The sequence below is a fragment of the Candidatus Zixiibacteriota bacterium genome, assembly GCA_029860345.1.
Lineage (GTDB): Bacteria > Zixibacteria > MSB-5A5 > GN15 > FEB-12 > JAJRTA01.
On sequence record JAOUBJ010000003.1, the window covers coordinates 1 to 12,593 of the forward strand.

11 protein-coding genes are annotated in these 12,593 nt (G+C 54.3%); all 11 read right to left on the reverse strand.

The features are described 5' to 3' along the window. Positions 1-341 precede the first annotated feature (341 nt). Complete coding sequence (locus tag OEV49_03685; GenBank protein ID MDH3890161.1) at positions 342-1,610, reverse strand: hypothetical protein; 1,269 nt, start codon at positions 1,608-1,610, stop codon at positions 342-344. Between the two features lie 44 nt (positions 1,611-1,654). Then, positions 1,655-2,359, reverse strand: a complete 705-nt coding sequence (locus tag OEV49_03690) for an ABC transporter ATP-binding protein (GenBank protein MDH3890162.1) — start codon at positions 2,357-2,359, stop codon at positions 1,655-1,657. An 11-nt stretch (positions 2,360-2,370) separates the two neighbouring features. Then, positions 2,371-3,594: an ABC transporter permease gene (locus OEV49_03695; GenBank protein ID MDH3890163.1), complete on the reverse strand. Its 1,224-nt coding sequence runs from the start codon at positions 3,592-3,594 to the stop codon at positions 2,371-2,373. 12 nt (positions 3,595-3,606) lie between these two features. Next, positions 3,607-4,824, reverse strand: a complete 1,218-nt coding sequence (locus OEV49_03700; protein ID MDH3890164.1) for an FtsX-like permease family protein — start codon at positions 4,822-4,824, stop codon at positions 3,607-3,609. Between the two features lie 12 nt (positions 4,825-4,836). Next, complete coding sequence (locus OEV49_03705; GenBank protein MDH3890165.1) at positions 4,837-5,610, reverse strand: outer membrane lipoprotein-sorting protein; 774 nt, start codon at positions 5,608-5,610, stop codon at positions 4,837-4,839. After that, entirely contained in the window at positions 5,607-6,212 is a 606-nt protein-coding gene (locus OEV49_03710; GenBank protein ID MDH3890166.1) for a TetR/AcrR family transcriptional regulator, read from the reverse strand. Before OEV49_03710 ends, OEV49_03705 begins: the two co-directional genes overlap by 4 nt. A gap of 517 nt (positions 6,213-6,729) precedes the next feature. Then, entirely contained in the window at positions 6,730-7,095 is a 366-nt protein-coding gene (locus OEV49_03715; protein MDH3890167.1) for a hypothetical protein, read from the reverse strand. A gap of 441 nt (positions 7,096-7,536) precedes the next feature. Next, the gene (locus OEV49_03720; GenBank protein ID MDH3890168.1) at positions 7,537-8,544 is read right to left on the reverse strand and encodes an HD domain-containing protein; all 1,008 of its coding nucleotides are present in this window, start codon (positions 8,542-8,544) and stop codon (positions 7,537-7,539) included. 132 nt (positions 8,545-8,676) lie between these two features. Continuing rightward, positions 8,677-9,297, reverse strand: a complete 621-nt coding sequence (locus tag OEV49_03725) for a hypothetical protein (GenBank protein MDH3890169.1) — start codon at positions 9,295-9,297, stop codon at positions 8,677-8,679. Positions 9,298-9,821: 524 nt separating this feature from the next. Beyond that, entirely contained in the window at positions 9,822-10,199 is a 378-nt protein-coding gene (locus OEV49_03730) for a cupin domain-containing protein (protein ID MDH3890170.1), read from the reverse strand. Between the two features lie 2 nt (positions 10,200-10,201). Further along, positions 10,202-12,469, reverse strand: a complete 2,268-nt coding sequence (locus OEV49_03735; protein ID MDH3890171.1) for a C25 family cysteine peptidase — start codon at positions 12,467-12,469, stop codon at positions 10,202-10,204. Positions 12,470-12,593 lie beyond the last annotated feature (124 nt).

Genomic DNA, 12,593 nt, shown 5'->3' on the forward strand with positions numbered 1-12,593 from the left:
CCAGCCCGCGGTATGAAGTCTGGATATTTCACACCGTTCTTCAAGATTGAGTTGATTGTATTTTTTTCCCATAACAACACCTTATACAGATGTTGCACTTCGTTTGTGAAATCAGGGAATCCATCTTTGTCTTGTAGGTCGGGACCCCTGTGGTCCCGACGATTGTGTCAGGTCTCCAAGAAAAGAGAGACCTGGCCCACAAGACTGCATGACACGGACGTGGCGCACGTGGACGCACACCACGCACAGGAATCTGGCGGGTCCGAAGACGGACCCACCCTACTGCACTACAAGTTGAGACAGCAAAACAACAAGCGGAGCACGATGGGTCGGCTTGCCACTCAGAAATACACACGAAACGAGGTGTGGTAAATGTCCGGATAGGTGCCGAACTCTGACCTCAGACGGAATTGATCGAGCTTTAGATTCTCACCCAATTCGATTGCTACCCTCTTGCCCACGCCGATGAATGCCCCGGCCGAAAGGTATACGTTGGCAGCCACGTTGTACTCCAGAGAGGGTGCGAGCAATATCGAAGGATCGTTCAGGTTGGCCAGAACCTCCCCTCCGAAGGTAGCCAACGGCGTGATCTGCCAGACTGCGCCGGGAACAAGATAGTGCCGACCCATCAGGTAGACACCACCGGCGGTGTAGGCCGTGGCGGTGGTGTTGTCTTGGAAGTTTTCAGCCTGCCCGCCCGGGCCATTGTAGTGGTATTCGACAAATCCGTACAATGTTGCAGCCAGGCTATAGTCCATCCCAATCGTAGCTCGTAAGTAATTCTGATAATCCGGCCGCCGCTGGTTGGCAAGCACATTGTCCAGCACGTACCCACCTTCCACCCAAACGCCGGCGCCGCCGACCGAGCGGGCAAGATCAACACCCAACAGCAAGTTTTCGCGAAAGCCGACCACCAACACCGTTGCATCGGTGCGAGCCAGATACTGTTTGACCCGCACGAAGAACGCGCTCTGTTCAAACCTGAAGTCCTCACCAAAGAGATACCCGGCATCGATTTCCGCCATGAAGCCGACAGGTATGCGCAGCCGCACGCCGTCGACGCCCGCACGATCTTCGGTGTCCAGTTCGGTGTAGCCAAACGGCGCCACCACATCGGTTGGATTGATCGTCCGCGACGATCCCCAGGCCACAGCCTGTCGGCCCAGGAAAAGATCAAAACGACCGGCGTTGATTGTGAGCTCAACTCGGTCCAGGTTGTGATGAATGGAAAAACTCGCGGTGGAATCGTCCGGGTTGGGATAGAGCGGTTGGTCGAAGTCGAAGGCACGGTAGCTGCTACTGGGAGAGTCGTTGAGAAAGAGGTTCGCCTGCCTAAGCAACTCATCCTCAATCCGAGGTGCGAAATCGTACGCAACATTGAAGGACCCATGATCGCCCAAGGTCAACCGACTTTGGAGACGCATGCGTGAAATGAACCGCCCCAGGGCCGGTGGGTCCTCAACCAAACCACTAAGTGAGTGACTGGGCAGGTCATACACCGAGCCGAATTTCTTGAAGTAGCCACCGAAATCAAAGGCCCCACTTTGACCTGAGGTCAGCAGCCCAACGATGACCCAGACGGTTACTCGACAAGTTCGTAATAAGCTCACGGTCGATCTCACTTTTTGCATTGTCCGGTCGCCACGGCAGACACTCATGCCCTGACCTCGTCCCGGTCTATACGTCCATCTTTGAGCACGATCAAACGGCGGGCGCGTTCCATAATCATATTGTCGTGGGTGGAGAAAACAAACGTCGTACCGCTTTCTTCGTTCAGCTTTCGCATCATGTCGATCAACTCAAGGGCCGTTTTGGAATCGAGGTTGGCCGTCGGCTCATCGGCCAATACCAGAGCAGGCCTCGAAACGATGGCCCGGGCAACTGCTACCCGCTGCTGCTGACCACCCGACAAACGCGACGGCAGCCGGTCGGACATGCCACTTAGTCCCAGTTGCGAGAGGACATTTTCGACTCGACGGCTGCGTTCGAACTGATCGATCGATTGCAGCAGCATGATGTACTCGATGTTTTCCTGTACCGTCAGCACCGGAATGAGGTTGTACGCCTGGAAGATGAAGCCGATCTTGTCGCGCCTGTAATCCGACAGTTCTCGCCCGGACATCTCAGACAGCAGCTTTCCATCAAGCCGGACACTCCCCTCGGTGGCACTGTCGAGTCCTGAGATAATGTTCAGAAACGTGGTCTTACCCGAACCGGACGGCCCCACGATGGCCGTGAACTCACCTTTCTCAATAGTTAGATCGATCCCGTGCAGAGCCATCACCGGAACGCCGTTGTCCGAGTACTCTTTGGTAACTGCCTTGGTTTCTATTACCGTTTTGTTTTCGTCGGTAGTCATTGTGTGCCTCTCTAAAAACTCCGCCGCATCGCCCTGGCCGCGTTCATTCGGGCCGCGTACCAGGCCGGGTAGATTCCAATAATGATGGTAAAGATGAAAACCGCTATTGGATACTGAATGTATTGCTCCAACTGAATAACCGGGTACAGCAATTCACGAAAGGTAACCCCGGCGTATTCGATCCCGGTGTAGTCTATACCGGTTTGGGCGAAAGCGTAGGTTACGACCCAACCCAGGATGGTTCCCAGCAGGCAACTCACCGCGGCCAGGGCACCGGCTTCGAAAACCACAAGCCGTCCCATAACGAACGGACGAGTGCCTACCGCACGCATGACGCCGAATTCAAACATGCGCTCATACAGCGACATGAACAGCGTGTTGACGATGCCCAGCGCCACCACTGAAAAGAGTATGATACCCACCAGGAGAATACTGAAATCGGAAAACTCGAAGACCATCTTCAGTTGCGGCAGCAATGTCGCCCAGCCGACCGCCTCGTTACCATTTTTTGAGTACTTTTCCCAAAACGAGTCCAAATCTGCGCCGCCCGATCCATCGACAAATTTGAGAGCGATCTCATGAATGTCACCCTCAAGATTCAGCATTCGCTGTGCCACATTCAGCCGGGTGAACACCATGGCCCGATCCATAGCATCTATGTTAAAGTGAAAGATACCCGTAACCCGAAACATCTCCTGCGCCAGATCACCGCCGTGCGCTTGTGACGTGGTCAGTACCACGCGGTCGCCCAGGGAGACTTCCATTAGTTCGGCCAATTTGTCGCCGATGACCAATTCACGACGACCGTCCGGTGTCAGATAGGTTCCTTCGACGACGGCTTCGTCTATCTGTGACAGTCCCGGCTCTGTGTTCGGGTCGATGCCCACCATGCTGACTCCGGTGACATTGGCCGGTGATGAGATCATGGCGTAGGATAACAGGCGGGGCGTAAACCGCGCCACGATCGGTTCCTCGGACAGATTTGTCATGACCGACGCTGCATCAATCACACAGCTTTCCATTTCAAAGCTCGACCGGAAACCCTCACCATGAATCTGTCCCTCGCCCATGAACGATGCCGTGGCCGAGTGAAGCATGTTTTCTTCCATGCCCAGACTGATAGCATCGACCAGTATCAGCGACGCCAGGCCGATGCCGATGGCGGTGCCTGCGATAAACGTGCGGCGTTTATTGCGAAAGATGTTACGCCAGGCCAGTTTCAGATACAAGCGCACGACTTGTTCCTCCTACTCGCTTCTCATGGCTTTAGCCGGTGCTGTTCGAGCCGCCATACCGGCCGGAAAGATCGATGTAACCATCGCCGACAAAAAAACCGTTACGGCCGGGATTACGAAACTGCGAACGTTCACGATTGTAAACATGCGATCAAAAACGATTCCTCCAAAAGTGAGCGGTGTCGGCAGAGGTATCCCTTCGATTGACAAAAAGTAGTTTACACCGTATGCTATCCCACTTCCGATGATCACACTTACCACCGCCATCACCAGCACTTCGTAAATCACCATCTGCACCACCTGTCCCCCGGCGGTGCCGACCGCCCGCAGAACACCGTACTCACGAGTCCGTTCAAGAACCGTCATCAGGACGGTGTTAAGTACGCCGACCGATACGACCAGAATGATCACGAACAACGAAATCCAGGTCCCTTTCTGGTCCGCCTGCATAGCCGTATAGAACGACTTGGCAAACACCTGCCAGGTGGCCACGTCCAACTCCGGTCGATCAATACTCTCCGCAATAACCACCGCGACTTCGTCCAGGCCGTCCAAATCCTCTACCACGACCGCTATTTCATGGGCCCGGTTCTCAAGCACCAATAGCTCCTGAGCATCTTCTATGTGCAAGTACAACGATGTCCGGTCGGTGATGGCATCGCCGCTTTCGGTCAGACCGACAATTTGATAGAGATCGTTGGCGATAGAACCGTCGGCCGCTTGCGATACGATGACAACCTCGTCACCGATACCGGCCTTCAACGTTTGAGCCAAGGCCTCGGACAGAAGAGCCTGGTGCGACGGTACCTTGGCCAGGCTCTTTCCTTTTGTGACTTTACGGTCGAAGCTGGTGGCGCTGTTTTCACGGACTGGGTCGACTCCGATGATCTTCACTCCGGAGCTCTTTCCGGCAACCGAGGCCAGCCCGCTTGAGAAAAGACGGGGTGTCCAGAACTGTACGTTTTCTGCCTGTTCGAATGCCGCGCCGAGCGACTCGTAATCATCGATTGTCTGATACAAGGTAGGACGGTCGAGGTATCCCTGGCGGTGGATCTGGATGTGACCCATCTCATGACGAGTGAACATGTTGATAACATAGTCATAGCTGCCGTCCGACCAGGCAATCGACACTGAGGCCAAAACAAAACCACCGAGCATGGTCAACACGGTCAGTGTCGTTCGGCGCTTTTGGCGCAGGCAGTTTCGGAAGGCTATCTTAAAGATCAGCACGGCGTGTCCACTTCAGTTGGGATTGCGAAGGTCTCTCAACGAAAACCGGGCGCTGTCCAATTCCAGATCAAGTTCCAGTTCGAGATACCTGATCACCGTCTTGTGCCCCTCCTTGCTCTGAGGTACCATCTCCATTACCGATGGAATCCGGCGTCCCGAAAAAGTGCGTATTTCAGAGAAGTTTTCTGTTCTCATCAATCGTCCGCTTTCATCGTAGTAACGTTGCCAGACCGGCAGGTATTCCTTGCGCGTGGCTGCGATGACGATATTTCCCCATACTATAGGCAGGTCCTCGCGAGGCACACAGTTGATATAGATCAAGTCCTCGCGGGCGCTGTCCGGCGTGACCAGTTCATAGCTGTAATCCTCGAACAACGAAAACTCCTGCACCAGGTCGTCGTTGGTAAAATCAGAACCCATCCATGAACTCATCATCATAGAAGGAGGCACCTTTATGACCTTGTTGGTCTTGGGTAGATAGTTCCACATCTCGTTATCGACTCTGAGTGTCCCCACCCCTTTTTCCTTTTTGGGTGAGTTGATGCGTATCAAGGTTCTTTCGGTGCCGAGACTCCAGGCTTCCATCTTCAGGGTTCGTTGCCAATGCGGCGTGACAATCTCCATCTCGAAGACGGCGCGGCTTGATTCAGACCGGTACAATTGATCTATCTCCTCGATGATCCTTCTGACCTCGGCGTCGGTAGTGGGCGTCACTTCGGCTGAAGCAGTTATCGCAATGGTCGAGGCGACGATCAAGACGGTAATCATGTTTTTTGCGTGCGTCACTTCAGTATTCCCTCCAAGAACATCCGGCTGATTTTCTGCGGCAGGCTGCGGCTGTTGATTTTGATAAGACCCATCACCGATTGAAGCCAGAGCCCGTCCAGGAGCGCCAGTAACATATTAGCGGCCAGTTTAGGGTCCACCGGTCTGAAGACACCTTTTTTGATCCCTTCGCGAATCATGCCGCCCACCTCGTCGATTACGTGCGAGTAGCCTTCGCTGCCGCCGGACATGAGCGGCTGGCCTTTATGCGAACGAACACTGGCCGCCCAAAAATCAAACAAGATGTCCAGGCTTTCACGATTCTTCACAAAGAACTCAAAACTGGCCTTGACCATGACCTCCAGTTTGGTCACGGGATCAACAATGCCGGCCAGGCGGGCACGCAGAAAAACGTCGTAATCGTCCAGAAAGAGATCAAAACAACCTGAGACCAGGTCCTCCTTGTCGGTGAAATACTCGTAGAGCGTTCCCTTGCCGACACCGGCTGAGTTGGCAATGTCGATCATCTTGAAATTGTGTACGCCGCGTCGGGCGCAGACGGCCATGGCACTTCTGAGAATCTCTATTCGTTTGGCCGGTTTGTCGACAACTTTGGGACTCATTCTGTCTGTCTCTCCAATACTGACCGGTCGGTCAAGTTTATATTAATAGTACGCCGATGTCCACGAATTGTTCACCAGTTTTTTGGGAAAACACCACCCCCAAGCAAGGCTTGAGGGTGCCACCCGATTCTCTCTGAGTCATTGCGAGCGAATCCCGCGTGTCGCTGCGGGTGGCCGTCTCAAACCTTGTTTGGGACGGGTTACGGCACAAAAGGCCCATCCTTCGACTCCGCTCAGGATGAGGTGGGAAAGTTGTAGCGTGGGTCCGCCTTCGGACCGGCCGAGGGTAGACGAGGACGTCTGCCACCCCCATGCGGTTTTCTTCGTAGGTCGGGACCCCTTGTGGTCCCGACAATTCTATGCGTGGCTGGCAGATGTCCACATCTGCCATGATTTCATCCTTCGACTCCGCTCAGGATGAGGTGGGAAAGAGGCTCAGCACGAGGTGGGAAAGAGGCTCAGCACGAGGTGGGAAATGCGCGAAGCGCAAGAGGGCCATTTATGGCTGATTTATCACTCAGTTGTGGCAGGTGCAGCCTTCGGGGCCGGTCACTGGGGCGCAGTTGCAGGCGAAACTCATCCGGTCGATATCGGTGCGGTGTTCCGGAGCCGGAGCTCTTACAACCGGCGGCGGCTCGATTGTGCAACTGGGCGTGGAGTCTTCACCGCTAGAGTCTGACGTTTCCTGGGGCTCGGCACCGAGGTAGCTCGCGCTGAACGATTTGAGCTTCTTCACGATGCCGTCATCACCGGGGTACTGTTCGGCGGCATCTCCTTTGTTGGTGTAGACGAGAGCGCCGTTTGCCTGCACCTCAAGTATACCGCCACTTCCTTCGATGAGGTCGGCTTCGAGACCCATCTGCTTCTTAATCGCGGCCGCCAAACTGGTGGCCTTGGGCAGATAGTTTCATTCCCCGCAGTATTCGATGCTGACTTGCAGGACGACTTGCTTATCTGATACTCTGCTCATTTGCTATCCAATCTCTTCTGGACCTGCTTTGCTTGCGCATCTGACAGGTAGTAACAACACGAACTTTTGCTTCGGGCCTATAACAAGACTGAGACTGTAGGGTTTCCGAAAATCGTGAAGTTGTGATTAGAATATACAGAGTATTGAGAAAGGCGTGTTCCGCGTCATTGCGAGCGATCCCCGCCGCAGGCGGGGCGGAGAAGCGCGGCAATCTCATGCCTCGACTCCGCCCGGCATGACACGTGTACAACGAATTGAGATTGCCGCGGCCACGCGAAGCGCGTGGCCTCGCAATGACGCGCTCGGGGGGAATACGTGAAGCCAACTGGGGGCATCGTCGGAATGCCGGTTTGCTCAGATTTCGAGCAGGCCGGTGGGGCCCATCAGTTCGGCGAATGACCTTAACATATTCTGATCATACGCCCCTTTGAGCGAGAACATGATTTTCAGACAGGGGAAACTGTCGACAGCTTTCTGATAGACCCGCTCGGTGGTCATGGCATCGAAAGTGTCGGCGATAGCTACGATCCGTGAGAAGACGTGCATCTCGGTGAGGCTGATCCCGGAGGGATAACCTGAGCGGTCACCTCGCTCGTGATGCTGCAACACCGGGTGGATTGCGCTGGCCGGAAGGTTGTTATCATCTTCGAGGATATCAACGCCCCATCGGGGGTGCTTTTTCATGATCTCGAACTCGTAGGGACTCAGAGCCGAGCGTTTGTTGATTATCCGTTCGGAAATCTTCGATTTTCCCAGGTCATGCAACAGCGCTCCCACGCCCAATTCGTGCAGGAACTGTTCGTCGCGTTTACCCATTTGTTGGGCCAGGGCCAGCGAAAAAGTGCAGACATTGACCGAGTGGGTGTAGGTATAGTAATCGAACGACGTGATTTTCAACAGGTTGTGAAAGGCTTCCTGTCCGCGCAAAATATATCCGACGGTGGTGTTGACCAAATCCTGCGACCTCTGCACGTTGTCGCCGTAGGTGGGATTGGCGAAGATATCTTTGACCAACCCCTTGGAGGTCTCATACAGGATGTTGGCCTTTTTCGTCTCGGGTATGGCCGGGTCGACCAGCACCTTGTCCAGATTCTGCTCGATATAGCGCTGGTAATGCTCTTTGTTCTCACCTTTGACATAGAGCCGATCGACATTGTTTTCCATCAGCCGTTGGCGCGTACGGTCGGTGAATGGAAGGTCGGCTGATCGATAGAGCACCAGGCCGGTGTTGACTTTCAGGTAGAGGTCAAAATCCAAAATCGAATCGACTCGCAGGCAGTCCAGGTAGATTGGGATAAACTTCTGGTCATCCTTATCGGTGGCCGGCCAGGCGGTGGGGGCTGATAGTTTTGGTTCCGACACAGGCTTAATTCCTCAGAAACGTTCAAAAACTGCGTTCAGTTGATTATCGGCAAAAGGCGCTGGTAGGTTAAAAAAAACCTCCGGCCGAAGCCGGAGGTTACCAAGGAGAGTATATGGAGACGTAAGGGTTTTCTATGAACCGTAGTTGCGAACCATCCCCAACACCGAGTTGAGAGAATTGGTGATATTGGTCAATATCTTCGAGTACTTCTTAAGCAGTTCCGAATACTGCCAGCGCATACGGAAAGCTTTCTCCGGAAAATCGAACAGTTCCAAAAGCGTGGCTTTGTATATTTCATCGATATACTGAATTACGTAGTATGGAAACTCCGGCACATTGGCGTCGCGGACCTCACCCTTGCCGAGACGGTCACGGTAGACTTCGACTTTTTCAAGCATGACAGTACCAAAGCACCAGGGAGTCATAACGACGCCCAGATTGGAACCGTCGGTGTAGAACCGACGTACCGACTGCAAAACCAGGTCGACAATCACACCTCTGGCTCGGTAGTAAGCCAGCGTTTCAACACTATCGGGGGCGGTGGCGGCGATTTTTTCGTCCAGGCTCGCCCGCTCTTCAAGACAGCGCGAGTAGACCATGCCCAGGAACCGGTAGTAGTCTTCGAAATAGACTTTGGTGTTCTCAGACAGAGACATCAGGAAAAACCCGACATCATCTTTGCGAATCCGCGATTCCTTGGTGTCGGCCAGCTTATCGTCGGTGAATCCTCGTTGAAATTTGGCGTCAAGCATCTACACTCCTTTGTCGTTCGCGTCTCTGGAGCCTGTTTGAGCATAGGCTGTGCCGATGGCGTGAAATTCGATGACGGTGCCCACTCGTCGATATTATCTAATTGCGGCGCTGTCGGTTTGGAGGACGTCGGCGGAGTTGTGGATAGCCGATTGGCGCAATATCCAGGCTGTGCAATCATGCAGGCCAGCGTCGATCTTTGCAGGTGGATTCACGGTTGTGTAACTTTGTGCAGAGCGGTAGTGACTGTGCTGCTCAAGAGTTGAACAGGGGCGGGGTCGCCCAAGACCACAGATATCCCACCCGGTGCGAAACGCTCTGGGTGGGGTACCGTGTTTGAGGCGGCCACCCGTCACAGATATCCCACCCGGCGCGGAACGCTCTGGGTGGGGTACCGTGTATCCCACCCCAAACAAGGTTTGAGGAGGCCACCCGTTCGTTGATGGCGCGATCGCAGTTGTAGGGCGGGTCCGTCTTCGAACCCGCCATTTGTGTCAGGAGCACAGGGCTCCTGCCCTACTAAACACTAAATGGCTTCGAGGTCGTCCGGCTCGATAGTGTATGGATGGTCTACGTCGCCGGTGTTGCGGGTACTCACAGGCTCGAAAAGCAAAACTTCGCACAATTCATCCGCGACCGGCCGGTGCCGAACCTGGCGCGGGACAATAACCAACTCCCCCGCGGTCAGTTCAATCGATTTATCTTCCAGTTCGAGTTTCATGGAGCCGTGCAGCACCAGAAAAAGTTCATCCTGTTCATCATGCTGATGCCACACATACTCGCCGACGAACTTCACCACTTTGACATACTGGTCGTTTAGTTCGCCGACAATTTTAGGGACCCAGGTTTCGTCGAATGAGGCCAGACGTTCGGCTAAGTTTATACTCTTGATTTCATGATGCATAGTTACGGACAAGGGGGCGGCGTCGGCCCTGAGTTAAACATGAAGTCAACCAGATATACCAGGTCACCGATATCTGTCACTTCGCCTGAGTCGCCGTCGATATCGCCTTCGATGGGACAACCCGGTCCGGGCCCACCGTTGAACATGAAGTCGACTACGCACACCAGATCAGAGATGTCGACCAATCCCTTGGTGCCGTGATCGAAATCACCACGCAAAGCGCAGCAGCAGGCATCACCGACACCATCCATATCGGTGTCCATCTGGTCGTCGTTAAACACGTCGGGGCAGTTGTCTTCATCGCACATGTTTTCCGGATGGCCGGCATCGCCGAATCCATCGCCGTCGGTGTCGACACAGACATAAGACAGACCCTGATAGGTCATCGAGGGATCGCCATACAGGTTGTAACAAAACAGGTCGTGGTAGTGGGCGACATGATCACCCATGAAATTGGCGTAGTACAACTCTCCAGTGGCGCCGAGCGCCTCACCCACTTTGAGACCTTCGTTCAACAGATAATGATAGTAGTAGTAGTTCATTGTTGCTACCAGACCATCGTCTTTGTCGGCCCATCCGCCAATGGCATAGGCCACCCGACTGGAACCAAGGAAGCCGACGGCGCCACTGAGCATCAGCGCCCGACCGAGGCCGACATACTCCGGCACACCGGTATTGCAAGCGGTCGACCATACGATCCCGGCATAATTGTTGTCCAGAGCCAAGGCTTCACTGTTTGAAATGAAATACTCACTGTACAACTCGGGTGGTTCGTACTCGGGGACACCGTCGCCGTCATCCCAGCCCCAAACGGTGCGCCAGCAAGCGCCATAACTTCCATGGCCGCCCCAACTGACGACACCGTACTGCCCGGTCGACCAATCATTGACAACATTGGCTGAGGTCAGAGGAAAGTCGCACGGGAAGTACGAAGTATCCACCCCGGACTTTTCATACATAAGGGTGGTTGTCCAGGTTGAGACTATATCGTTTTTGATGAACTCGGACAGGTCGGCAAAGTCGGTACGGGGGTATAGCGGATTATGATTCTGACCCTCAAACCAGGCGAATGCACCCATCAGAAGAGCACGATTTTTCCAGACGCCGGTGTCGTTTTCGAAGTTGACCAGTTTCTGAAGTATGCTATCCATCTGCCCGGCTTGATTCCAGGGGATACGTCCCACATAAACTTCGGGGACAAAGTCGACATTGTCCTGGCCGTACTCACCGTGATAGCCGTCACCGTCGGAATCCCAGTCGCCGCTCAGGTCGGCATAGTACATGTCGGTCGGCATGCAGAAATCAGGGTCATGGCCGTGGTTGGCGCTATCCGGGTAGCAGATGCGCATCGGCACAACATCAAAGTTGCCGGCCAGCATGACATACTCGATCCCCCACTGGGCATATTTGTCGATGAGAAAGTTTCTGACTTGTTCGGCGTTGTCTGCGCCCGAGTAGTTGTCATATATCCATGTTGTCGTGACCACGTTAACACTGAAACCGATTTGCTCTTTCCAGGCGACAAATGCATCCAGGGTTGAGACCAATTCGTCGGAGGTTATTATTACGAGGTCGTACAACTCGGTAGGCATGTCGCCTTGCTTATCGACATGATACCATTGTTTTGCATGGTCATAGTTTACGAGCAACCGCGAGGCTCGCGCCTCGGCCTTGGCATCGACGATCGGTCGGGCCGAGCCTGTCAGGTCGTAATCAATGGAAACAGTTAGCGAAGGGGTGTATGTCAGGCGTCCGGACAGCGGGTTGTAGGTGAACGGACAGAACCTGACTTTTGCAAACCGGTACTGCCTGAGAGCGCCCTCCCCGAGGTAATCGCCGATCCGGCCGGGGTAGGTATTATCCGAAGTGTAGACTTGATCGCGCGTGCTCTGCCACTGTTGGAGTGACTCGCTTTGTTTTGTGGGGTCGGCACTGGGAACCATTATTGGCGGTGTGGCCGCAACCCTGAACGTTCCCGGCAACCCTACCGTGCTATGGGCCTGTGTCGCCACTGATACCACCGACGCACCCGGCGGCAGGGCAATCATGAAAGTCCTGGCCGGCAGCTTGGGTGTGCCGGGTGTCAGAAGATACCCAAATCCTTCAACATCGATTGTATGGTGACCGTCGCCCGCCTGTCTGACCAGATAATCACCGGCTTCGATTGTGACGGTCAGATTACCTGCATCGACTGACCCGGAGAGCAAGACCACTAGTAGTCCGGTGAGTAAAACAGCGCAGAAACTCACGGGGGTTGGATACCTTTTCATCGCTACACCTCATCGTCTGAAATTGTCTTCTCACCAATATAGCCAATCTGGACGATGCGGTCAATCAATACTGCGCCACCGAACGAACGGACCCGGCCGAGAGGGTTCGGGGGACCTAGTCGAG

Coding starts and splice junctions, on each gene's coding strand:
- OEV49_03690 (MDH3890162.1), bottom strand. CDS start 2,359: ATGACTACCGACGAAAACAAAACGGTAATAGAAACCAAGGCAGTTACC.
- OEV49_03710 (MDH3890166.1), bottom strand. CDS start 6,212: ATGAGTCCCAAAGTTGTCGACAAACCGGCCAAACGAATAGAGATTCTC.
- OEV49_03725 (MDH3890169.1), bottom strand. CDS start 9,297: ATGCTTGACGCCAAATTTCAACGAGGATTCACCGACGATAAGCTGGCC.
- OEV49_03730 (MDH3890170.1), bottom strand. CDS start 10,199: ATGCATCATGAAATCAAGAGTATAAACTTAGCCGAACGTCTGGCCTCA.
- OEV49_03735 (MDH3890171.1), bottom strand. CDS start 12,469: ATGAAAAGGTATCCAACCCCCGTGAGTTTCTGCGCTGTTTTACTCACC.